Source organism: Pectobacterium parmentieri (genome assembly GCF_001742145.1).
Lineage (GTDB): Bacteria > Pseudomonadota > Gammaproteobacteria > Enterobacterales > Enterobacteriaceae > Pectobacterium > Pectobacterium parmentieri.
Genome location: NZ_CP015749.1, coordinates 3,092,742 through 3,116,174, shown reverse-complemented (window position 1 = coordinate 3,116,174; position 23,433 = coordinate 3,092,742). Strand labels below are relative to the sequence as shown.

General features: G+C 48.2%; 23 protein-coding genes and 1 other RNA gene. 10 read left to right on the top strand and 14 right to left on the bottom strand.

Translation table 11 applies throughout. From position 1 onward, the window contains the following. Nucleotides 1-22: 22 nt before the first annotated feature. The 3 genes from A8F97_RS14155 to smpB all read right to left on the bottom strand — a co-directional run bounded on the left by A8F97_RS14155 (nucleotide 23) and on the right by smpB (nucleotide 2,338). Nucleotides 23-1,234: an integrase domain-containing protein gene (locus A8F97_RS14155; RefSeq protein ID WP_033070952.1), complete on the bottom strand. Its 1,212-nt coding sequence runs from the start codon at nucleotides 1,232-1,234 to the stop codon at nucleotides 23-25. Nucleotides 1,235-1,442: 208 nt separating this feature from the next. Next, nucleotides 1,443-1,805: a transfer-messenger RNA gene (gene ssrA / locus A8F97_RS14150) on the bottom strand. A gap of 50 nt (nucleotides 1,806-1,855) precedes the next feature. Further along, a complete protein-coding gene (gene smpB, locus A8F97_RS14145) occupies nucleotides 1,856-2,338 on the bottom strand; it encodes an SsrA-binding protein SmpB (protein ID WP_012822681.1) in 483 nt (160 codons plus the stop codon). Nucleotides 2,339-2,493: 155 nt separating this feature from the next. On the opposite strand from smpB, the gene A8F97_RS14140 reads away from it, so the two are divergent. Both A8F97_RS14140 and A8F97_RS14135 read left to right on the top strand, forming a co-directional pair. Next, complete coding sequence (locus tag A8F97_RS14140; RefSeq protein WP_005971818.1) at nucleotides 2,494-2,940, top strand: type II toxin-antitoxin system RatA family toxin; 447 nt, start codon at nucleotides 2,494-2,496, stop codon at nucleotides 2,938-2,940. Beyond that, nucleotides 2,930-3,211 (top strand): RnfH family protein, encoded by a 282-nt coding sequence (locus A8F97_RS14135; RefSeq protein ID WP_232486650.1) that lies wholly within the window; start codon nucleotides 2,930-2,932, stop codon nucleotides 3,209-3,211. The genes A8F97_RS14140 and A8F97_RS14135 overlap by 11 nt, the downstream gene beginning before the upstream one ends. Nucleotides 3,212-3,346: 135 nt before the next feature. Here A8F97_RS14135 and bamE read toward each other — a convergent pair whose 3' ends face one another. The 3 genes from bamE to nadK form a co-directional block, all read right to left on the bottom strand. Continuing rightward, nucleotides 3,347-3,682 (bottom strand): outer membrane protein assembly factor BamE, encoded by a 336-nt coding sequence (bamE, locus tag A8F97_RS14130; protein WP_012822683.1) that lies wholly within the window; start codon nucleotides 3,680-3,682, stop codon nucleotides 3,347-3,349. A gap of 153 nt (nucleotides 3,683-3,835) precedes the next feature. Next, on the bottom strand, nucleotides 3,836-5,497 hold the full coding sequence (gene recN / locus A8F97_RS14125; RefSeq protein WP_012822684.1) for a DNA repair protein RecN: 1,662 nt from the start codon (nucleotides 5,495-5,497) through the stop codon (nucleotides 3,836-3,838). A 79-nt stretch (nucleotides 5,498-5,576) separates the two neighbouring features. Then, on the bottom strand, nucleotides 5,577-6,455 hold the full coding sequence (gene nadK / locus A8F97_RS14120) for an NAD(+) kinase (RefSeq protein WP_033070953.1): 879 nt from the start codon (nucleotides 6,453-6,455) through the stop codon (nucleotides 5,577-5,579). Nucleotides 6,456-6,603: 148 nt separating this feature from the next. Between nadK and grpE the strand changes: the two genes are divergently transcribed. Together grpE and A8F97_RS14110 are read left to right on the top strand one after the other, a co-directional pair. Continuing rightward, on the top strand, nucleotides 6,604-7,191 hold the full coding sequence (gene grpE, locus A8F97_RS14115) for a nucleotide exchange factor GrpE (RefSeq protein ID WP_033070954.1): 588 nt from the start codon (nucleotides 6,604-6,606) through the stop codon (nucleotides 7,189-7,191). 256 nt (nucleotides 7,192-7,447) lie between these two features. Next, nucleotides 7,448-8,686, top strand: a complete 1,239-nt coding sequence (locus A8F97_RS14110; protein WP_014698806.1) for an Nramp family divalent metal transporter — start codon at nucleotides 7,448-7,450, stop codon at nucleotides 8,684-8,686. A gap of 38 nt (nucleotides 8,687-8,724) precedes the next feature. Here A8F97_RS14110 and A8F97_RS24155 read toward each other — a convergent pair whose 3' ends face one another. The 4 genes from A8F97_RS24155 to A8F97_RS14095 form a co-directional block, all read right to left on the bottom strand. Then, nucleotides 8,725-9,015 carry a hypothetical protein gene (locus tag A8F97_RS24155; protein WP_014698807.1) on the bottom strand — a complete coding sequence of 97 codons (291 nt, stop codon included), beginning with the start codon at nucleotides 9,013-9,015 and terminating at the stop codon, nucleotides 8,725-8,727. Then, a complete protein-coding gene (locus A8F97_RS14105) occupies nucleotides 9,002-9,304 on the bottom strand; it encodes an immunity 53 family protein (protein WP_012822689.1) in 303 nt (100 codons plus the stop codon). Before A8F97_RS14105 ends, A8F97_RS24155 begins: the two co-directional genes overlap by 14 nt. A gap of 21 nt (nucleotides 9,305-9,325) precedes the next feature. Then, nucleotides 9,326-9,991, bottom strand: a complete 666-nt coding sequence (locus tag A8F97_RS14100; protein WP_012822690.1) for a hypothetical protein — start codon at nucleotides 9,989-9,991, stop codon at nucleotides 9,326-9,328. Between the two features lie 131 nt (nucleotides 9,992-10,122). Beyond that, nucleotides 10,123-10,353, bottom strand: coding sequence for a 2-hydroxymuconate tautomerase family protein (locus A8F97_RS14095; RefSeq protein WP_012822691.1), 231 nt, complete (start codon nucleotides 10,351-10,353; stop codon nucleotides 10,123-10,125). A 180-nt stretch (nucleotides 10,354-10,533) separates the two neighbouring features. On the opposite strand from A8F97_RS14095, the gene nudK reads away from it, so the two are divergent. The 6 genes from nudK to A8F97_RS14065 all read left to right on the top strand — a co-directional run bounded on the left by nudK (nucleotide 10,534) and on the right by A8F97_RS14065 (nucleotide 17,398). Continuing rightward, nucleotides 10,534-11,115 (top strand): GDP-mannose pyrophosphatase NudK, encoded by a 582-nt coding sequence (nudK, locus tag A8F97_RS14090; protein ID WP_014698808.1) that lies wholly within the window; start codon nucleotides 10,534-10,536, stop codon nucleotides 11,113-11,115. 392 nt (nucleotides 11,116-11,507) lie between these two features. Further along, complete coding sequence (locus A8F97_RS14085) at nucleotides 11,508-12,773, top strand: ABC transporter substrate-binding protein (RefSeq protein WP_012822693.1); 1,266 nt, start codon at nucleotides 11,508-11,510, stop codon at nucleotides 12,771-12,773. A 63-nt stretch (nucleotides 12,774-12,836) separates the two neighbouring features. Next, nucleotides 12,837-13,718, top strand: a complete 882-nt coding sequence (locus tag A8F97_RS14080) for a carbohydrate ABC transporter permease (RefSeq protein WP_012822694.1) — start codon at nucleotides 12,837-12,839, stop codon at nucleotides 13,716-13,718. Nucleotide 13,719: 1 nt separating this feature from the next. After that, on the top strand, nucleotides 13,720-14,532 hold the full coding sequence (locus tag A8F97_RS14075) for a carbohydrate ABC transporter permease (protein ID WP_012822695.1): 813 nt from the start codon (nucleotides 13,720-13,722) through the stop codon (nucleotides 14,530-14,532). A gap of 36 nt (nucleotides 14,533-14,568) precedes the next feature. Next, a complete protein-coding gene (locus tag A8F97_RS14070) occupies nucleotides 14,569-15,654 on the top strand; it encodes an ABC transporter ATP-binding protein (RefSeq protein ID WP_033070955.1) in 1,086 nt (361 codons plus the stop codon). Nucleotides 15,655-15,874: 220 nt separating this feature from the next. Further along, nucleotides 15,875-17,398, top strand: a complete 1,524-nt coding sequence (locus A8F97_RS14065) for a glycosyl hydrolase 53 family protein (protein ID WP_014698810.1) — start codon at nucleotides 15,875-15,877, stop codon at nucleotides 17,396-17,398. Between the two features lie 75 nt (nucleotides 17,399-17,473). Here A8F97_RS14065 and A8F97_RS14060 read toward each other — a convergent pair whose 3' ends face one another. From A8F97_RS14060 to A8F97_RS14045, 4 genes are all read right to left on the bottom strand, one after another. Then, on the bottom strand, nucleotides 17,474-18,505 hold the full coding sequence (locus A8F97_RS14060) for a LacI family DNA-binding transcriptional regulator (protein WP_012822698.1): 1,032 nt from the start codon (nucleotides 18,503-18,505) through the stop codon (nucleotides 17,474-17,476). A gap of 236 nt (nucleotides 18,506-18,741) precedes the next feature. Further along, entirely contained in the window at nucleotides 18,742-19,590 is an 849-nt protein-coding gene (gene licT, locus A8F97_RS14055; RefSeq protein WP_081483336.1) for a BglG family transcription antiterminator LicT, read from the bottom strand. A 149-nt stretch (nucleotides 19,591-19,739) separates the two neighbouring features. Continuing rightward, nucleotides 19,740-21,167, bottom strand: a complete 1,428-nt coding sequence (locus A8F97_RS14050) for a glycoside hydrolase family 1 protein (RefSeq protein ID WP_033070956.1) — start codon at nucleotides 21,165-21,167, stop codon at nucleotides 19,740-19,742. Between the two features lie 65 nt (nucleotides 21,168-21,232). After that, a complete protein-coding gene (locus A8F97_RS14045) occupies nucleotides 21,233-23,152 on the bottom strand; it encodes a beta-glucoside-specific PTS transporter subunit IIABC (RefSeq protein ID WP_033070957.1) in 1,920 nt (639 codons plus the stop codon). Between the last annotated feature and the right edge of the window lie 281 nt (nucleotides 23,153-23,433).

Here is a 23,433-nt window from a genome sequence, read left to right as displayed (position 1 = left end):
CTCCCTTTCTATTTTATCTGTGTTATACAGCCTGCATTAGTTGATGACGGTTATAGACAAAATTCCCCCACCAATCCATCAACTCTTTCCGCTGCTCAAGGTAGGTAGAGCGATTATAAGCCCGTCGAACTTCGTTTTTATCACAATGCGCCAACGCCGCTTCAATCACATCAGGATTAAAACCGGCTTCATTCATGGCGGTGCTGGCTATCGAGCGTAAACCATGTGCGACCAGTTTGCCACCGTAGCCTATGCGTTTTAATGCGGCGTTGGCGGTCTGGCTGTTCATGGGTTTTTTAGGATCGTTGCGGCTGGGGAATACATGTTCGCGGTTGCCGCTGATAGGGCGCATGATGTCGAGCAGTTCCAGCGCCTGATCGGAGAGCGGAACGATATGATCACGCTTGGCTTTCATGCGTTCAGCCGGAATGCTCCACGTTCTTTTCTCTATATCGATCTCTGCCCATGCCGTTGCGGAGGCTTCTGCCGGGCGAATTAGCGTCAGTAGCTGCCATTCTAATAAGCAACGGGTTGGAATGGACAGGTTAGACATGGCGATGGTGTGCATCAGCTTGGGGAGTTCTTCTGGCCGGATAGTCGGCATATGCTGCTTTTTAGGGCGCTCAAAGGCCATACCAATGCCAGACGCTGGGTTAGCATCAATTAGCCCCGTATTGACCGCGTAAACCATGATTTCGTTAATGCGCTGCACCAACCGCCTGACGGTTTCGAGTGCGCCACGCGCTTTAATCGGCTCTAACGCCTGTATCAGCGTGCGGGCTTTGATGTCCTGCACCGGTATGTTCTCAATCGCTGGGAGGACATCTTTTTCCAACGAGCGCCAAATATCTTTGGCGTGATCGGCGCTGACATTCGTCTGTTTCAACGCGAACCAGCTACGCGCTACGTTAAGAAAGATGCTTTCTACTGCGATTTTCGCCTCTTCCTCTTCTTTAGCCACCTTTTCCTGTGGATCGATACCTTTGGCTAACAAAGACAGTTTTTCGTCTCTCATTGCGCGGGCGTCGGCTAATGACAACGCTGGGTAAGCGCCAAATCCGATCATGGTGCGCTGGCCGGTTGTTGGTTTCTGGTAACGGAACCGCCACAGCTTTTTCCCGGTAGTTTTGACTAAGAGGAATAACCCGTTGCCGTCATGCAACGTCAGATCTTTGTCTGTCGCTTTGGCCTTTTGTACTTCAGTGTGGGTGAGAGGGCGGGTTGTCCGTGCCATGAGGATATCCTTCGTGATTGGTATACGCATGCAATTGGTATACGCTTTTTGGTATATATCCTACCGTATACCAATTCGTATACCAATAATCTCTGGATTCAGGCGAATATCGTCGGACAATGACGGACACAAAAAAGCCCGCAGGGCTTGCGCCATGCGGGCTTTTCGTACTTCATCGGACTTATCTGGTAATACCCGATGTCTAAATTGGTGGAGCTGGGGGGATTTGAACCCCCGTCCGGAACTACTCTACCGTCGGTACTACATGCTTAGTCAGTCTTTACATTCGCTTGCCAACTGCGGACAGACACGCCATTAACAAACTAGCCTGATTAGATTTAGCACTTCAACCCCAGGCAGGGCATCCACGCGATCTCTTTTGGGTTTGACCTCTCTTGATCCCCGTCCTAAGAGCGGAGGCTAGGGAGAGAGGGCTCTTAGCAGGTTATTAAGCTGCTAAAGCGTAGTTTTCGTCGTTTGCGACTATTTTTTTGCGGCTTTTTACGAGGCAAACCGCCCCTCGGCATGCACCTTGGGCTTTGCAAATCCCGTCGAATCCAGAATCAGCCCCCAAGAAACTGTCACCAGTATACCAGAACTCACCGTTGTTAAGCCAGCGGCTTAGCGATTGGCGTTCTTCATGATACGGGCTTTGTCTACTTTCCATTCACGTTCTTTAATGTCATCACGTTTGTCGTGATCTTTTTTACCTTTCGCTACGCCGATTTTGACTTTGCTCCAGGCATTTTTCCAATACATGGACAATGCAACAACCGTATAGCCATCGCGGCTGACGCGGCCAAACAGCGAGTCCAGTTCGCGTTTGTTGAGCAGGAGTTTACGCGTGCGTATAGGGTCGCAAACGACGTGCGATGAGGCCACATTCAGCGGCGTGATCGTTGCGCCAAACAGGTAAGCCTCACCTTTCATGAAGGTGACATAGCTGTCGCTGAGGTTCGCTTTACCTGCACGCAGTGATTTAACTTCCCATCCTTGCAGCGCAAGGCCAGCCTCAAATTCTTCCTCAATGGAGTATTCGTGACGGGCGCGTTTGTTCTGCGCAATGGTGGCGGAACCGGGTTTGTATGCTTTTTTCTTTGTCATAGTACCGTCATTATACTGGATGTCATTGGGAATGAAATCCCCGCCGTGCGTCCGTGTCGTGGTTAATGATATCGTGCGATAAGCTTCGCAGAGTTTTTGTCTGTCGGGCTATCAATGCTATTATTTTGCGCGTTTTATGAATCTCGGAAAATAGTATGCCAAAGATAAGTCGTTCAGCACTGGTGCCGTTCAGTGCTGAACAGATGTACAAGCTGGTGAATGATGTTGCTTCCTATCCCGCGTTTTTACCGGGTTGTACGGGGAGCCGCGTGCTCTCCTCGTTAGAAGGGGAGATGACGGCCGCCGTCGACGTTTCCAAAGCGGGTATTAGCAAGACATTTACTACACGTAATACGCTGACGCACAACCAGAATATCAATATGCAACTGGTCGATGGCCCATTCCGTCAGTTGGGTGGCGATTGGCATTTTACGCCGCTGAGCGCTGATGCCTGCAAAGTCGAACTGCATCTGGAATTTGAATTCACCAATGCCTTGATTGAACTCGCTTTTGGCAAAGTATTCAAGGAGCTGGCCGGAAATATGGTGCAAGCTTTCACGCAGCGAGCAAAAGAGGTCTACCGTGTCCGCAATGCAGGTTGATGTGGTGTACGCGTTGCCAGAACGCCAGTATCTACGCACGGTGAAGCTGGAAGAGGGCAGTACGGTTGAGCAGGCTGTTGTGGCATCAGGCCTGCTGGAGTTGCGCCAGGATATCGATTTGCAGGTGAATAAAGTCGGTATTTACAGCCGTGCGGCGAAGTTGACTGATGTAGTGCAGGAGGGGGACCGCGTAGAGATCTATCGTCCGCTGATTGCCGATCCGAAAGAACTACGTCGCCAGCGAGCAGAGCGTTCTAAGAATAAAGCCTGAGCAATACGGTTGAATGGCGGATGATGTTTTTCTGCTCGCGCATTACCAAAATGCCATTAAAAAACACAGGCAAGCCTGAAATATTCAGATTTGCCTGTTGTTGCACCCATCATACATCAAGCGGTATTGAAAGCATCAATCCAGCGCGGGCTTGTTGTTGATGTTGGTCAGCACGCCACCACTACTGAAGGTCAGTGTCAGCGTCTGCTGTTTTACTGATTCATGACCGGGCTGTTGGCGGAAGATGTAAAACCAGGTATCGCTGCCAAACGGGTCCTGCATCATGGGGGTACCCAGCGTATAAGCGACCTGTTGTTTGGTCATGCCGGTGTGAATTTTTGCAACGTCAGCCGGTGCCAGATAGTTTCCCTGATTGATGTCCGGCCGATAGACCACCTTTTCCAGTGTGGAACAACCGGCAGTCAGCATAACAACCACCGCGGCGACGACAGTCAGCGTTTTACAGCGCATAGTGATTACATTCCTTAAGGGCATAGGTTGCCGATGATAATAGACCTTGCAGGACTTGGAAACCTACAAGGCGATTGTATGACCTCAGGAAGGTAAAAAAGTTGAGCTTTTTTACCTGTTATGCCCCTTTCTAGCCCTTGGCGGCTGCAGATTTTATGCCGCCAGCAATTCTTTGGCATTCGCCAGCGTATTTTTAGTCACGGCGCTACCGCCTAACAATCTTGCCAACTCTTGTAACCGCGCACGTTTATCCAACGGCTGCATCAGGGTCTCCGTTTCTGCACCGTCCGTTTGTTTACTCACGAAGAAGTGTTGGTGACCACAGCCTGCGACCTGCGGTAAGTGTGTCACACACATAACCTGTGTAGATTCACCGAGCTGACGCAGCATCCTGCCGACGATGGCGGCGGTTGGCCCGCTGATTCCCACATCGACTTCATCGAAGATCATGGCTGGGGTGTCCATTTTCTTCGCGGTGATGACTTGAATAATCAGTGCGATACGCGACAGTTCGCCACCTGATACCACTTTCGCCAGCGCCTGATGTGGTTGCCCGGGGTTAGTGGTGACGCGGAATTCAATACTATCGGCACCGGTGGCCGTCAGACTGTCTGGCGTAAACGTGACATCAATGGTGAAGTGACCGTGCGGCATTGCCAGTTCACGCATATTGGCGGTGATAAGCTGTGCCAGTTCACTCGCGTGGTGCTGACGATGCACATGAAGCTGTTGTGCCAGGTGCAACGCCTGCTGGTGGTATTCGCTGACGGCGGCGCTGAGCGTGTCATGGTCGCTTTCCTGCTGTTCCAACTGTTGTTGCTCTTCCAATAGTTGCTGGTGAAACATGGGGAGCGCCTCTGGAGCGACATGGTGCTTACGTGCCAGCGCGAGTTGACGTGACAGACGTTGTTCCAGCTCATACAGCCGAATCGGGTCGAGGTCCATCTGTTCGCTGTAGTGGCGCAGTTCATCACTGGCTTCACTAAGCTGAATACCAGCTTCTTCAAGCATCGACAGCACGCCGGACAGGGTTTCATCCATGCCGATCAGTTCACCGAGCTGACTTTTTACGCTGTGCAGCATATTAAGTATGTTCTGTTCTTCGTCTTCGCTCAGCAACTGCATGGCTTGTTGGCTCATCGTCAGTAGCTGACCGCTATTTGCCAGACGTTTGTATTCAACATCAATTTGTTCGTATTCAGCGGGCTGTGGGGCGAATTCATTCAGCTCTTTCAATTGATATTGCAGCAGTTCTCGGCGGGCCTCGCGTTCAATCGCCGCCTGTTGTAGCTGTGCCAGCGCACGGCAGCTTTGGTGCCACTGATGCCAAACCTGCTGCATGGCAGCCAGCAATTTGGGTTCATCGGCATACGCATCCAGTAGGTGTTTTTGATGGTCGGGGCGCAGCAGGAGCTGATGAGCATGCTGGCCATGTACCTGAATCAGGTGTTGACCGAGTTCACGCAGTTGAGACAGTGGCACAGCAGTGCCGTTAATAAAGCCGCGCGAGCGACCATCGGCACTAATGACGCGGCGTAGTAGGCACTCGTTGCTGTCATCTAACTGGTTTTCTTCCAGCCACTGGCGTGCAGTCGGGGTATCTGCCAACGCAAATCGGGCGCAGATGTCGGCTCGGGCAGTCCCCGGCCTGACCATGCTGGCATCAGAACGATTTCCCAAACATAAGCCGAGGGCATCAATCGCAATCGATTTCCCCGCACCGGTTTCCCCGGTGATCACGCTCATTCCTGACTGAAAATCGATTTCTAATTCGCGCACGATGGCGAAGTTACTGATAGTGAGTTGCGCCAGCATGATAGTTTTCCTGTATGAGGACTGTGTTTACATACAGTATAAACTGGTTTTATATACAGTAAAGTAGATTAGTAGAATCTTAGAATAATTTTTTTGACCAGCCAAGTTTTGAGCTTAGTGTGTTGAAATAACTGTAGTTTTTTGGGTGAATCAAATTCAGGTGATGTTCGCTGCGGCGAATCAGTACCTCTTCGCCTTCCTGCACCGGTAGCGCAATCTGGCTGTCGCAACTGATTTCCAGATCGTTAGTAATGCAAGAAAACTTCAGCCGAATCGTGCTGCTACTGTTGATGACCAGCGGGCGGGCAGACAAGGTGTGCGGGAACATAGGCACCAGTGCAATGGCTTCCAAAGACGGCGTCAGGATAGGACCACCGGCAGAAAGCGAATAGGCGGTTGAGCCTGTGGGCGTGGCGATAATCAGGCCGTCCGAACGCTGAGAAAATGCGAATTTGTCGTCAATATAGACTTCAAATTCAATCATATGTGCGACTTTTCCCGGGTGAAGCACCACTTCATTAATAGCGGTGCTGATACTGTCGGGCTGGTTTGCACGGCAAACGTGCGCTTCCAGCATAAATCGCTGTTCGCTCAGGTAATGTCCATCGAGTACGTCAGAAAGTTGCTGCTGGGCGTGATCGGGATCGAGATCGGTTAAAAAACCGAGATTACCGCGATTCACACCAATCACCTTAATGTCATAACGCGATAGCACGCGCGCGGCACCCAGCATATTGCCGTCACCGCCGACGACCACGGCTAGATCCGCCTGCTGACCGATATCGGCAAGGCTACCTGTTGGTGCATTTTTTAGGTTAAGTTCCCGCGCAATCTGCTGTTCGATCAGAACGGAGTAACCTTTTTCGGTGAGCCAATGATAGAGCATCTCATGCGTTGCCAACGCCGTTGGGTGGCGCGGGTGGCCGACAATGCCAATACAATTAAACGGCCTGTTCATTGTAAGCGGTGTGTTCATTGCTGTTTTGTCCTCAGCGTGGTGTACCGGCAGCGTTGGGAACCAATATATGACAGGTTCCCTTGAATCCCCGATTTTGATCCCCATAATAAGCAACTAGCGAGATTAATGCTAAACCGCGGAGAATTTCATGAGTAGTAAAGAACAGAAAACGCCTGACGAGCAAGTCCTGGATCAAAAGGAAGCAGCAAAAGGGCAGCAAGCGGATGCCAGGCCAGAGACGGCAGACGTAGCTGACCCGCGTGATGCGCGCATCGCCGAGCTGGAAACCCAGTTGAGTGAGCTGCAACAGCGTGAACGTGACAATATGCTTCGCGTTCGTGCCGAAGCCGATAACGTTCGCCGCCGTGCGGAAATGGATATCGAGAAGGCGCATAAATTTGCGGTAGAGAAATTTGCCAATGAAATGCTGCCAGTCATCGATAATCTGGAACGTGCGCTGGATACGGCGGACAAAGCCAATGAATCATTGGCTGCGATGATTGAAGGTGTCGAACTGACACTGAAATCATTGCTGGATGCCGTGCATAAATTTGGCATCGACGTTGTAGGTGATGTGGGTGTACCGTTTAACCCAGAAGTGCATCAGGCGATGACCATGTTGCCTTCGGCCGACCACCAGCCGAACCATGTCATGATGGTCATGCAAAAAGGCTACACGCTGAACGGTCGTTTACTGCGTCCGGCGATGGTTGCCGTATCAAAAGCACAAGACTGATACCTTCTGCTTTTACGCACCATCTGCTTTCTACGTATTCTATTACGTACCTTCAGCCCAAACCCCGTGCTCACCGCATGGGGTTTTTTGTTTATATCTTGTTAAGATTTGTTTGATAAAAAAGATGTTTTTTAGCTTTTGAATGACTCATCATCATTAGCTATCAAAAGAATTGGTATTACCACTCTAAATGCACTTGATAATCATTATCGTTTTTGTGAGAGTAATAAAACAACAGTGTTAGAAGGGTCATACTATGCCGGGTAGCCGTGTTATTGAGTCAACAAGCCGTACATCAAGGAAGGTCAAACTTTCTCTGATGGGCCCGGCGTTTATCGCGGCAATTGGTTATATCGATCCCGGTAACTTTGCCACAAACATCCAATCTGGTGCAGCCTATGGCTACACGCTGCTGTGGGTGGTGGTGTGGGCGAACCTGATGGCGATGCTGATCCAACTGCTGTCCGCCAAGTTAGGCATCGCAACAGGTAAGAATCTGGCGGAACATATTCGCGATCGTTTCCCGCGCCCGGCCGTTTGGGCGTACTGGGTGCAGGCCGAAATTATTGCGATGGCGACCGATCTGGCCGAGTTTATCGGCGCGGCGATTGGCTTCAAACTGTTGCTGGGCGTGTCACTGCTGGAAGGTGCTATCCTCACCGCTGTCGCTACCTTCTTGATCCTCATGCTGCAACAGCGTGGGCAGAAACCGCTAGAGATGGTCATCGGCGGGCTGCTGCTGTTTGTTGCGGCGGCGTATATTGTCGAGCTGGTATTTTCTCAGCCTGAGCTGTCCGCGTTAGCCAAAGGCATGGCAATACCTAGTTTACCGACCTCCGATGCCGTGCTGCTGGCCGCAGGCGTGCTGGGGGCGACCATTATGCCGCATGTGATTTACCTGCACTCTTCCCTGACGCAACATGGGGGAAGCCACACCCGTGCCGAGCGCTACTCTGCAACGAAGGTTGATGTCGCGATTGCGATGACGATTGCGGGATTCGTCAATCTGGCGATGATGGCAACAGCCGCCGCAGCGTTCCATTTTAGCGGCAATCAGGATATTGCCGATCTGGATAAAGCCTACCTCACGCTTGAGCCGCTGTTAGGGAAAGCTGCCGCAGTCATTTTTGGTTTGAGTCTGGTGGCGGCGGGTCTTTCCTCTACCGTTGTCGGTACGCTGGCGGGGCAGGTGGTGATGCAGGGATTCGTGCGTTTCCATATTCCGCTTTGGGTTCGCCGCACCGTCACGATGCTGCCGTCGTTTATCGTGATCCTGTCCGGTATGGATCCGACACGGGTGCTGGTGCTAAGTCAGGTAGTACTGAGCTTCGGGATTGCGCTGGCGTTGGTTCCCTTACTGTCCTTCACCAGTAACCGTGAACTGATGGGATCGATGGTTAATGGTAAATGGGTACAGCGCATCGGACAGCTTATTGTCGTGATTGTGGTTTCCCTGAACATGTATTTGCTGATTGATACCATGCTGGGGATATAAGTTTGGGGCAGACTTCGTTCTACGTAAGTTGTGCCACATTATTGATCTAGTTTAACGTAGCCGATATAGTGCGGCCCTTCCCACAGAGTCCATGTGCCAACACGAGAAAGTGTGTCTACCTGTTCTACTGAAGCGATAACGGTTACGGTGGCTGAGGTTGTTTCTCCTGGGGCGATCTCACCGTCAAAATGGAATTGCCCCATAAAGTACGCGCCGCTAACGGGATCTTTATGATTAGGCCGATAGCCGGAGCGGCAGGGGGTACGTCTGGCTGATCCTGCAGCTAAACATAACGTTACCTGAAATTCAGCGGTTTTATGTTCTCGCATCACGACACCAGTTCAGAAAGACCGTTAACATTTTTGCCAGATTACTGACGCTACAAAAACCAATGAATTGCAGGTTTTCCGTTTTACAGAATAGCCAATCGCCGTCTTCTGATTGCTCGCCCTGACTCAGGGGGACAAAGGGCTTGCCAGCAAGTGATGTTTCGGCCAGATCGATTTTTACTTTCCAGCCAGGGTTATCGAGCGTATCGATGCTAATGCCGAACGTGTGTTCCCACGTCCCGTTACACTGTGTCTGATACCACTGTTGAATTTCCTGCAACTCGTTCATTTGGCATTGTCTCATGGGCATTCAATATGAGGTGTTTTCTTGGTCCGCTGATGTTTCTGCGTCGGGGAAGATTTCTTGTAGTTCCACCCGTTTGCAAATGACAAAGCCAGAATCAAAGAGCAACGCTTTAACGCCCCCTTTCATTTCAACTGACGGAACAAAGCGGGTTTTAAGCACGCAGGATAACGCCTGTTGATAAGCTTCCAATAAAGGTTTCGGGCCGTTGGCGAGTAATCCGTTGCCATCATTGCCGAATATTGGCTCGTCTTGGTGCTTATAAGTGTTGATATAATTGCTCATTGGACGCCAGTCACCGAGAAGATGCTGGTGAACCGACCAGATTCGTCCGAGTAGCTCATAGCTTGATGCCGTCGCTGCGGTGGAATAGTACAAGCCGCCTTTCTGTGCGTTGTAGTCCCACAATAGCGGATGCTGATCGGTAAATGTCAGTTCGCCTGAGCTGGTAGGGTGGATGTCATGCTCGACAACGTCATAGCAGCAAATCATAAAGTGACGCAGATAAGACTCATGCGGTTCGCAGTAGACGGAGTAATTGTGTTGCTCGTCATAGCGCCAGTTATCACAACAGAAATGGATCGTTAGCGTGTTCGTATTGGTGTGTTGTACGCTGGAAATATAGCCGTTTAAATCCTCGTATAGCGCCTCGGCTAACTGTTCAATATCCATATTTCTTGCTCCCTTAAGTGGTGGATTCCCAGAAGAAGTGCAGGTATTCCTGTTCATATTTGGCAAAGATGGATACCAGCATATCAGTATCTGTCTCGTACATCAGCAAAGCCCTGTGAAAGGAAACATCGTTAATCTACATCAGACGGTGCAGAGGGTTTCCCTGCTGCTTTTCTTAACGCCGTTACCGGCACGCCGCCAATCCCCCAGTTATCCGTTTCAACTTCATCAATCACGACTACGGTCGTTTTTGGGTTTTTATTGAGCACATCGACCAGCAACTGTGTCACGCCCTCAATCAACTGACGTTTTTGTTCTGCGGTGACGCCTTCATTGGTGATTTTGATATTAACGTATGGCATGGATTCTCCAGAGCGATTGTAGCGGTTAGCGATAAGGCAGAGAGGCCTATCATACGACGAACCAGAACAGGAATACGCCGTTATCCTGCCCGTTTTCTCATCAAATAAAAGGGGATATGATGAATCTACGTTGTTATAAATGAATGAGCCTTCCCAACCATCGATTACCGAGGTGTTTGCATGTCGTCTCCTATTGATATCGTCGAAAAGAAGTTGCTATCCGATAATTGGTTTATTCTTCATAAATATGTTTTTGATTTGAAAAGAAAAAATGGCGGTGTCGTTCGCCAGGCTCGTGAGGTCTACGATCGTGGTGATGGAGCGACGATTCTGCTGTACAACCGGGAGAAAGGCACGGTGATCCTGACACGGCAGTTCCGTATTCCCAGCTATGTTAACGGCAATGAAAGCGGCATGTTGTTGGAAGCGTGTGCCGGTTTGCTGGACGATCATTCGCCCGAAGAGTGCATTCGTAACGAGGCGATAGAAGAAACGGGCTATGCAATCGGCAATGTTGAAAAGCTGTTCTATGCCTATATGTCGCCGGGCAGTCTGACGGAGCGTGTGTACTTTTTCGCTGCCGAATACGATGAGTCGCTGCGGGATAATGCGGGCGGTGGCGTGGAAGATGAAGATATTGAGGTACTGGAGCTGCCGTTTAGTGAAGCCGTCGCGATGATGAACGATGGCCGGATTAAAGACGGCAAGACCATTATGCTGCTACAGCACGCCATCATTCACGGTTGGTTTGCCAGAACGTAGACATACTTTTCGGCACACAGGTATCCCTGTGTGCCTCTTGAATCTGTGTGGTAACGCTTCCATTTTTGTGTAATTCCAGGGTGAAGGTACGATTATGGTTAATATTAGCTGAATAACCTTTTTATTTACTTTCGTATTGTCATTTTTTTCTTTATTTTCAATTTGTTGTGGTGTTTTTCTTTTTTGTTTTAAGCAAGATTATCGGTTGGTATGGGGTTTATGGGGGGAAATATTTCCTAAATTTTTTGTATTTAGATCGAATATTTAGTCATTTTTCTCCCTGTTGTGTGACCCGTATCACCGGATGAAAGAATGTAAGCGGTGTAACTCGTTGCTTCATTATGCAGTAACTCATATCCTCTCCTTACAAAAAGTAAAGAAGGACTGCTCTGATGAAGATCAAGAATAAAGTACCTACCCTATTTGCAGTTTCATTCCTCACGTTGGGTTTATCGAGTCAAAGCCTGGCTGCTGAAGTCAGCGTGTGGGCTTGGGATCCTAACTTCAATGTCGCGGCAATGCATGAGGCATCGTCGGTATATAAAAAATCCGATCCAAGTTTTAGCCTGAAAGTGATCGACTCAGGTAAAGAAGATATTGAGCAGAAATTAAATACCATGCTGGCTTCCGGGGTTAAAAACTCGCTTCCTGATATTGTTCTTATTGAAGACTATAATGCTCAGAAATATCTTCAGGCTTATCCTGACGCGTTTATCCCATTACAGGATGCTATCGACTATAGCCAGTTTGCACCTTATAAAACTAAAGTGATGACGGTAGGGAATAAGGTATACGGTGTTCCTTTTGATTCCGGCGTGGCTGGGATGTTCTATCGAGTCGATTATCTGGAAGCTGCCGGATATAAAGAAAGTGATATGGTGAATATTACTTGGGATAAATATATTGAGATCGGCAAGCAGGTAAAAGCGAAAACTGGCGTTGATATGCTGACCTACGACATGAACGATGTGGTTCTTCCTCATATTATGATGCAGTCCGGTGGAGAATGGTTCTTTGATAATCAAGGGCAACTCAATCTCACCAAAAACAATGCGCTGAAAGAAACATTAAAAACGATTAAGGCGATTAATGACGCAAAAATAGCACGCCCTATTTCTGGCTGGTCGAGTTTTGTGGGGAGTTTTAATGCTGGGAAATCAGCGAGTGTGGTTTCTGGTGTATGGGTGATTGGTTCAATTAAAAGTGCTGAAGATCAGAAAGGAAAATGGCGTGTCGCGCCGATTCCACGACTGAACCTCGACAAAGCAACACATGCCTCCAACCAAGGTGGGTCGAGCTGGTATGTCTTAAAGGGAGGGAAGAGTACTAAACAAGCGATTGAGTTTTTGCAGAAAACCTTCGCAGCGGATAGCAATATGTATCAAACGCTTTTGGTCGATCGTGGTGCGCTCGCAACCTTCCTTCCTGCCACTTCCGGCCCGGCTTACGCAGTAAACGATCCGTTCTTTGGTGGGCAACCCGTGTTTGCTGATTTTTCTAAATGGGTGACTGAAATCCCACAGGTTTCCTACGGCATGTATACCCAGGAAGTCGATAACGCGATTGCCGCGGAAATACCTGCATTACTGAAAGGTGATTCTGTTGATAACGTTTTAAAACGTGCCGAAACGACATTGAAAAACCAGATTATGCAGTAGCGAGTGTGAGCTTGAGGGTGGCAAGCCCTCAAGCATTTCTCTCCAGAAATCGATGGTGTGATAATGATGTATAAACCTAAAATGAATAGGCTTTATAACATCAACGGCTGGGCTTTTGTTGCTACCGCTGTTGGGTTAATTGCCTTAATGACGATATACCCTATATTCAAATCACTTTGGCTATCGTTTCAGTCTGGCCGTGGTGTGGTGACACAATTTGTTGGCCTGGGAAATATCTTTCGTTTATTCAATGATCCTATGTTTAAAACGGCACTTTGGAATACGTTAGTGTTTTTGGTAATCCAAGTTCCGATTATGATTTTATTATCATTGGCTATTTCTTCTTGTTTAAATTCTTCTCAGCTTAAATATCGACAGTGGTTTAGAATCGCGATCTTTTTACCCTGCGTAACTTCACTGGTTGCTTACTCAATTCTTTTTAAGAGTATGTTTGAACTGGATGGCGTGATTAACTCATTTTTGTTGTTTATTCATGTCATTGACGATCCGATTCCGTGGCTATCTGATCCTTTCTGGGCGAAAGTGACTATCATTATTGCCATTACATGGCGTTGGACGGGATATAACATGATATTTTATCTTTCCGCTATGCAGAATATTGATAAGTCGATTTATGAGGCTGCCCGAGTTGATGGCGTTAGCCCAATTAAGCAATTTTTTTTCATTACGATACCCTTATTGAAACCGGTTATTCTTTTTACCAGTGTGACATCAACCATTGGCACATTACAGTTGTTTGATGAAGCGATGAATATCACGAATGGTGGTCCGGCAAATGCGACGCTGACGTTATCGCTTTATATCTATAACCTGTCATTCAAATTTGTGCCTAACTTTGGCTATGCTGCAACGGTTTCATACGTCATTGTTGTTTTTTCAGCAGTGCTGGCACTGATTCAGTTTAAAGTCGCACGGAAGGGATGATATGAGAAAAAGTAAAGTTAACAGTATACTCATGCATATTTTTCTCGTGTTGATGAGCATTTTTTCGCTTTTCCCGTTCTATTGGATGGTTGTGTCGAGTACCAATAGCACCAGTCAAATTAACATGGGGAAATTCACGTTTGGCGATCAATTGCTGGTCAACTTTACCAATCTGACGAGCCAGGTGGATCTGGCGCTGGTGTTCTGGAACACGTCAAAAATTGCGTTGATTAGTACAGTATCAACGCTTGTCGTGTGCTCTATCGCAGGCTATGCGTTTGAGATTTATGCCAGCAAGAATCGTGAGCGTGTCTATGTGGCGCTATTAACGACGATGATGATTCCGTTCGCGGCATTAATGATCCCGCTCTTCACCATGTTTGGTCAGGCTGGGTTACTCGATACGCACTTTGCTGTGATCATGCCGACAGTGGCCGGGGCATTTATTATTTTCTACTTTAGGCAGTGTACTAAAACGTTTCCGAGAGAGCTGATCGATGCGGCGCGTGTGGAAAGCGTCGCTGAGTGGAAAATTTTTCTGTATGTCTATGTACCAATTATGCGTGCCAGTTATTCTGCTGCTTTTATTATTGTTTTCATGACGTCATGGAATGCCTTTCTCTGGCCGCTTATTGTCCTTCAATCTAACGAATTAAAAACGATTAATCTGGTGCTATCGAGTTTTGCTTCCGCTTATTCTCCAGATTTTGGACTTATTATGGTTGGAACAGTGATTTCTACACTTCCCAGTTTACTTATCTTCTTTGCCATGCAGAAGCAATTTATCGCCAGCATGACGGGAGCGGTAAAGTAATACGCTCTCAATGGCAAATTAACGTTTGAGGTTCACATGGCTGATATTTTACTAAAAAATATAGTGAAACGTTACGATAAGACGGAAACGATCCATCGTATCAATCTTGAAATTAATTCTGGTGAGTTTGTGGTATTCGTTGGCCCATCGGGATGTGGTAAATCGACGTTGCTGAGAATGATCGCTGGACTGGAAGAGATCACGGAGGGTGAAATTCATATTGATAACCGTCTAGTTAACCATTTTGATCCCGCAGAGCGAGGTATTGCGATGGTTTTCCAATCCTATGCGCTGTATCCACATATGACAGTGGCTGAAAATATGGGATTTGGGTTAAGAATGAATGGACACCCTAAAGCCGAAGTCGAAAAAATGGTGCGAAAGGCGGCGATGACGCTTCAGCTCGAAGCCTTGTTGGATCGTACACCGAAGCAACTGTCTGGCGGTCAGCGTCAGCGCGTTGCGATCGGGCGGGCGATTGTACGCGATCCTAAAGTGTTCTTATTCGATGAGCCGCTATCGAACCTTGATGCCGAATTACGCGTGGAAATGCGTTTACAGATTGCCCGGCTTCATCAGGAAATGCGTAACACGATGGTATATGTGACGCACGACCAAGTGGAAGCGATGACGTTGGCAGATAAAATCGTGGTGTTAAACAAAGGATATATTGAGCAGGTTGGCACACCGATGGCGCTATACCATAAGCCAGAAAATATTTTTGTCGCTGGTTTTATCGGTTCGCCGAATATGAATTTTCTACCAGGTGAAGTGATAAAGATTGAAGGAAATGTAGTGAGTATCTTGATCAATAAGCTCAATACGTTTTCCGTTAATCTTGCTAACCACGGGTTGCATGCCGATCAGAAAATCACCGTGGGTATTCGCCCTGAGCACCTGAGTATTGACCCGAATGGTGGCGATGTCAGCTTGTCTATCAACAGTGAAGTCACTGAAAGGTTGGGTAATGCGACGTATATTTTTGGTGCTTACTCTGGTGTGAGTCATTTTAAGGTGCATTTGTCGGGTGACAACAGTATTACGCCTTACTCAACGATTCCGCTTACCTGTCGTAGTGAAAATGTGCATTTTTTTGATGAAAATGGAAGGCGAATTAATTAAAAAATAGATGTCTGTCATGGTGAGGGTAACTTCATCGAAAATGTAATGTTGAATTCGCGGGAAAAGTTCAGAAAATTAACTAAGCAGCCAATGATATTAATATTGGCTGTTTGTTTTTCTATGTGAAATTTATTTTTTATAACTATCGAGCGCTATTATTTCTGTACAGGATGTTTATGTAATCAATACCATTTAAGCGTGTTATCTCAAGGAGAAATGAATGAAAAAGAATAATTATTCAGGAATGATCTCTGTATTGTTAATGCTATTTATAGGATTTATGGCGACCAATCTGGCTAAAGCGGCACAGCCGTTTGCTTATGGCGCAGATATTGGTTGGGTAAAGCAATTGGAAGATCGGGGGGTTACCTGGCGTGATGATGCCGGAACTCAGCGTGATGTGTTGCAGATATTACGCGATCACGGCATAAACGCCGTGCGGTTGCGTATTTTTGTTAACCCCGATCCCAGCGCGTTATGGCATAAAGATAATACGACCTGGACGATGCTCGGCTACACGGATAAAACCCGTGTGGTGGATGCCGCACAGCGTGCCAAAGCGATGGGAATGCGCGTCATGGTCGATTTTCATTACAGCGATGTTTTCGCAGACCCTGGTCATCAAATCAAGCCAGCCGCGTGGAAGAACTACAATCTTAGCCAATTAACGACGGCTGTTTATAATCACACACATGAGGTGATGACTGCGTTGCTATCCGCAGGCGTGACGCCTGAATGGGTGCAGGTTGGTAACGAAATGAACCCAGGGATTTTACTGCCGGAAGGCAGTACCAGTCGGTTTGCCAATTTAACGCAGTTACTGAATACAGGCTATGATGCGGTTAAAGCGGTCAGCCCTTCCTCTAAGGTGATCAGCCATTTGGCGCATGGGAATAATAATTCAAACGCTCGCTGGTTTTTTGACAATTTCCTCACCACGCACGGTGGGAAAACCGATGTGATTGGTTTTTCATTCTACCCCTATTGGGAGGGGAAAAATTATTGGGAGCTTACTGGTTCATTGGCTAGCAATCTTAATGATATGGCGAGCCGATATGGTAAGGAAGTCATGGTCGTTGAAGTTGGCGGTTTGGAAACGAACCCAACGGATAGTTACTGGACGATTAAGGATACGATTAATCTCGTTAAAGCGGTACCGGGAAATAAAGGGATTGGGGTTTTTTATTGGGAACCTGCGGGGAATGCCAGCGTGTTGCCGGATGGCTACACATTAGGTACGACGACACGAGTTTCAAATAATGTATTGCAATTTACCCGGGCACTGGATGCGTTTGCCGAGTCGCAGATCAATTTTATCAATGGAGCACGTTATAAGATCGCTAATCGACATAGTGGTAAATCGCTCAATGTCGAGGGTGGTTCACATGAAGATAGCGCATTGCTTGAACAATACAGTGATGGTAACTGGGACAGCCAGCGTTTTTATTTTAACGCGATGGGTAATGGTTACTTCAATCTGGTGAATGTGAATAGCGGGAAGTACATTGATGTTAATTTCAGTGCCAATGAGGATGGTGCGCAAATTCTCCAAATGTATAACACCGGCCATTTTAGCCAGCAATGGCTGATTTTGGATGCTGGAGATGGCTATTATAAAATCATGAATAGAAATAGCGGGAAGCTTTTGGATGTCAGTAGTCGTTCGACAGAAAATGGCGCATCAGGTATTCAGTGGCATGATAACGGAGGATTGAATCAGCTATGGAAAATAACCGCTAATTGACACTCTCCGGCCGCATGGCTTACTTTACTTATAAAGATAAGAAATAGAAGGGGACGTATTATAATATCAGCACCGTTACATCGAGTTGAGTGTGAAACTTTCGCGCCAGACCATCTCATAACCAACCTGTACGTGTTTCTTATAATAGCGTCCCGCTACCAACTCTAAAAATAGATCGACGGCGGCTTCGCCCATTTCAGTAGGGTAGAGCCGCATTGTGGTCAAACTGGGATTGAGGTGCTGTGCCGTGGGGATATCATTCATTCCGATCACTTTTATTTGTCTGGGAATTGAAATACCTTTCTCTTGAATCGCACGGTACACGCCAATAGCGATAATGTCTGTCGCTGCGAATACGACATCAGGCCATTCCTTTTGTTGCAGCAACTCATTCATCGCCTGATAGCCGGACTCAATACAGAATAGCTGGCTGATCTTACATCTCGATTCGTGGTAGATATTGTATTTTTGGGTTATCTCTTGAAATACATGCAGTCGGCTCTCATTGTTCCCTATAAACGCGGGGCGTTGGGCTCCGCTATTAACAATATAATGTAAGACTTCGCGTGCAGCCGCTTCCCGATCAAAAAGCACGGCATCGCATTGTTTATCGAAGGGGGCTGAGTCGATAAAAATCAAGTTCTTATTTAATGAATAGATTAAGGCGATATCGTTATCGCTAAAGTGACCTACGCAAATGATCGCTTGCGCTTGAGCTAAAGTCTGGCTATTGGATGATAAATTTGTGGTGAATAGATTGCGCAACGAAATATTAAAATGGTGGCAGCGGTTTTCAATACCAATACGCATCGCGGTGAAATAAGGATCGTTGAGTTCTTCTGAGGGCGTAAGAAAGTGGACGACGGCGAGATTTAATGCATTGTCATTATCCATTTTGAAATGAGATCGTACCACAAGCGAGTTCTCTAACCTTTTTTTCTGCTGTTTACGCTGTGTGGGCGATAAATATGCCAACTCATCAGCAATTTTCTTAATGAGTTGACGCTTTTCTTTGGTTACGGACAGGGTAGGATCGTTATTAAGCACGCGAGAAACGGTTGATGCTGCCACTCCGGCTTTTTGAGCGATATCGGCAATCGTTGTCACAAAAAATTTCCATCATTTTTCTATAAGGCTGATATTAGCTAATACCTTATCGATTTAACATGCTCAGCAACCAAAAATGCGATGAAATCTTCAGTAATCGCTGCGTTACCCTCCTTGATAATACCCGGTTCTGACGGGGGCTGTCAGGGATGGGTGTCGTACTAATACGGCCATCAGAACGAGGGGCAGCAGCTACAGAAACGCCGATTAGGCGTTTATCGCTTATTGGAAGCGCGTTATTGTTCCGGAGTGATGCGAACGATATGAATAATCAGGTACAGCATTTCGTCGTTAGAAATGTCGATATTAAGCAGGTTATGAATATAATCTTTGATCAGTCTGCTGCATTTATAGGCATCAGGATACTCTTTGGTGACCTGATCAAAAATAAAATCATCATTTGAATGAATCAGGCTATTTTCTAACAGGCGCTGGATAAAGAATTGCATGTGCGTCAGGAAGCGTGAGTAGTTAATCGATTCTTTATCAATCACGATATGGAAGTTGTACTGAATGATATTAAAGATATCTTTCAGCATCTTGACCGACTGAAGTGTGTTCTCCATATTCTGGACGTCGGTTTGTGCGTTGACCAAATGAAATGCGATATTACCCGCTTCTTCTTCTGGCAATTCCAGCGTCATTTGCTGGTTAATGTCGTTGAGCGCCCGCGAAGCAATCGCAAATTCCTGCGGATAGAACCGCTTTACCTCATAAAGCAGACGATTTTGTATGCTGATGCCTTTGCGATAACGCTCAATCGCAAAGCTGATATGGTCGATCAGCGTAAAAAAGACCTGCTCGCTCAAGCGGCCATGAAGCTGCCGGTTCGCATCATCAATAATCTTATTCACGATGTGGACATATTCTTCCCCGACGTGCTCAATCAAACGGGCAAATTCGCGTGGTGACGTGCCATCCTTAAGAATAAAGGTTTTCTCAATTTTGGCTGGATCGAGAATATCTCCCGTCTTGCTGTTAAAGCCGATCCCTTTCCCCATAACAATGATTTCGTTGTTATCTGCATCAGAAGATAACACCAGGCTATTGTTCAGTATTTTTATTGCTTTTATCGGTTCAGCCATCATGCGTTTCTTGAGTGATATCAGTGGGAACGTGAGTGAAATAATAACCCATTTCTTATCTTTTTCATGTCGCGGGTTATCTCCCCGCAACATGAGTGATTCAGAGTAGGGCTTATCCCCGTTTAATACGGGGTACTGGGGCATCAGTGTTATGGCACGTTGGGAAATAACCGCGCGCCATTTGATTCTATGACACCCTGATACCAGTAAAAACTTTTCTTTTTGATGCGGCGCAGATCTTTCAGATCGAATTCATCGCGGTTCACATAAATAAATCCGTAACGTTTACCGTAGCCCTGATGAGTGCTGACCACATCGATTGCTGACCACGGGCAATAGCCAATCAGATCAACCCCATCGCTGATGGCGAGCTGCATTTGTTCAATATGACGGGCAATAAAATCGATGCGGTATTGATCGTCGATTGTACCATCGGCCTCAAGCTTATCCGGTGCGCCCATGCCGTTTTCCGTAATCAGTATTGGCAGATGGTAGCGTTCGTAGGTTTTACGTAATGTTAAGCGCAAACCAACGGGATCGATGACCCAACCATAGGGCGTTTTATCAACGTGCGGGTTTTCCGCCGCGCGATAGACGCCGGGTTCGCCCAGCATGATTTGCTGATCGCCCGCGCGGGCGCTGACGTCCGATGCATCCCCTTTGCTGGCGGCAATGGTGGCGGTGGAGTAGTAGTTAATCGCCACGTAGTCGGGCTTGCCGGACTGTAGGATGTCGTCATCGCCGGGCAATGTCTCCGGTGCCAGACCACGATCTTCCAGATAGCGCCAGGCTAGCGCGTTGTAGCGGCCATGCACGGCAACATCCAGAAAGCTCCAGCAGCGCAGCGTTTCCCAGTTGTGCGCAGCGATGGCATCTTCCGGCTTACTGGTGGCCTGATACATGGAGGTGGTGTTGATTGCCGGACCAATCAGGCCGTTGGGCGCGAGTTCGTGACACAGAGCCATGACCTGCGCCTGCGCCAGCATCATGTGGTGATTCTGCTGATACAGCACTTTCTTGGAGGGCAAAACGCCACCTTCCGGCAGACCAATCGCGCCGGGGTGCAGAATCATGGTGTTCTGCTCATTTATCGTTAGCCAGTATTTAACTTTGTCGCCGAAATGCGTAAACAGCGTGCGGGCGTAGTGAACAAAAGCGTCAATCGTGGCGCGATTCTGCCAGCCGCCCTGTGCTTCCAGACAATAAGGCAAATCAAAATGGTAGAGCGTGACGACCGGTTCGATACCGTGCGCGTTCAGCTCATCAATCAGGCTGTTGTAAAACGCGATGCCCAGCGGATTTACGGCACCGGTGCCGTTGGGAAGAATACGCGTCCAGGCGATAGAGAAACGGTAAGCCTTCAGCCCCAATTCTGCGAAAAGCCGCACATCGTCTTTAAACCGATGGTAGTGGTCGCTGGCTACGGTGAAGTCAGCGGTATTTTCCGGATGCTGACACTGATCAATGATCGACGGGCTTTTTCCATCAGCCTGCCAGCCCCCTTCTACCTGATAAGCTGACGTTGAGGCTCCCCACAGAAAGCCCGCCGGGAAGTGTTTTTGCTGTTGATAGTGCATATTTTTCTCACATCAAGAAAGACGGTAGAAGCATTGGGTAGGGCACCCAATGCTTCTGTTGGCGATCAGGCGTTCACGTTAATGATGGTATCCATCTGTGCGATCGGCTGTGGCACGGTGCAGACGACGCTGGCGTAGTCATCGCTGTTGATGATCACGACTGGCGTAATCGGGTCATACCCTAAACGTGTGATCTCATGCAGATCGAAGCTAATTAATTTGTCGCCAGCGGTGACGCGGTCGCCCGGTTTGATGTAACCCGTAAAGTGTTTGCCGTTGAGGTTCACCGTATCCAGCCCGACATGAATCAGTAATTCCAGACCGTTATCCGCGCGGATACCGACGGCATGTTTGGACTCAAGGAACGTGATGATTTCCCCACTGACGGGCGCGACGACTTCACCGTTGTCAGGAATAATCGCCACGCCTTGCCCCAGTAATCCCTGTGAGAATACGTCATCGTTGATGTCATTCAGCGCGACCAGCTTGCCGGACAGCGGGCTGAGAATCGCCTGTGGTTCAGTGTGACCTGCTATGGCCTGCGATTTTTGTGTGGTATTAACTGACGGTGCTGGGTGGTGTGGGTCTGCTTGGGCTGAGTCTGCTTGAGCATTGTCCGTTTCATCCACCGGATCGTCGAATCCCATGATCCAGGTAAGCGCAAACGTGACGACAATCGCAATGGCGCAGGTGATCAGCGCATGTACGATATTCATCGGGTTTTCACCAATAAAAGCAGGCAGCGCTGCCAGCCCCGGTGAAACGAAAGCGTAGCGAACCAACCCAGCTAAACCCGCATAGATACCCGCACAGCCCCCGCCGATCATGGCAGCAATCAGCGGTTTCTTCAGTTTCAGCGTAACCCCGTACAGGGAAGGCTCAGTGATCCCCAGCAGGGCGGTGAAGCCTGCTGAAGAGGCCAGTTGTTTCAGATTTTTGTTTTTGGTTTTAAACGCGACGCACAGCGTGGCGGCACCCTGCGCAATGTTGGACGCCAGCATGCCGGGACCGTTGATCATCTCGAAACCGTTACGGGTAAGCTGCGAGGTGGCAATCGGCGTCATCGCCCAGGCCGTACCGGTGATCACCAGGAACGGTTGCAGGCCGCCCATCAACATCGGAATAAGCCAGCTTGCCTTTCCGTCAATGATGGCAGCACCGCTGGCGACCAGATCGTTGAGTAAAATACCGAAAGGCCCAATCACTACCAGCGCGAGCGGTGCGGTAAACAGCAGCACGATCATCGGCTTGGTGAAAAATTTGATCATGGACGGCGAGATCTTTTCAGCAAATTGCTCGATGTAGGACATGATCCACACGGTGAGAATGATCGGTAACACCGATCCGGCGTAGTCCGCCAGCCGTACCGGAATGCCGATAAAGCTGATCGGCCCGCCTGATGCCAGTAGCTGGGCCAGATTCGGGTGCAACAAGGCGCCAGCAATCGTCATTGCCAGAATGGGGTTACAGGCGAACTTGATGGAGGCACCGTAGGCCAGCAGCACGGGCAGGAAGAAGAAAGCCGCATCGGAGATGGTATCCAGCAGACGATAGGTCGTGCTGTCGGCGGAAATTAACCCCGTCAGCTTGAGGATTGCCAGCAGCGCTTTGATCATCCCCGCGCCCGTAATTGCCGGAATGACGGGGGTGAAGGTGGTGGAAATCACGCTGATGATTTGCGAGAAAATGCCGCCTTTCTTCTGCTGTTCCTTACTACCTGTGTGGCGCTGGCCGTTCATTTCGCCAATCTCATTCAAAATCGCCCGGTAGGTGATTTGAACGTCGTTGCCGATCACCACCTGAAACTGACCGCCGCGATCGACCACGCTAATGACGCCGGGGAGTTTAGCAATCGCGTCTGCCTGTACCGCATGGTTGTCGTTGAACTCAAAGCGTAAGCGGGTGGCGCAATGGGTCAGTTTACTGACGTTCTGCTTGCCGCCGCTCAATGCGAGTATGTCGACTCCAAGTTTTTGATAATTCATAGTTTTACCCTGTGTTGACGCCAATTAGGCCAAAAAAAAAGACCAAAATAAAAATGCACCTCTTAAAAAGAGGAAATGCATTTTTACTTTGGTCTTGCCTGCCGTAGCAGTAGCACGCCGCGATAAAAATAGGCTGATGCAACGTGTCGTGTTGCGCCGCAATATCAGCATGCGGCGCTGGAGCTATGCAATGTGATCGAGTGAATTAATTGATCTGGATCACAAACAATTGGGCGGTTTGTGATCTTTTTGGGCGCGATATCGCTGTCTTACTGCATCGT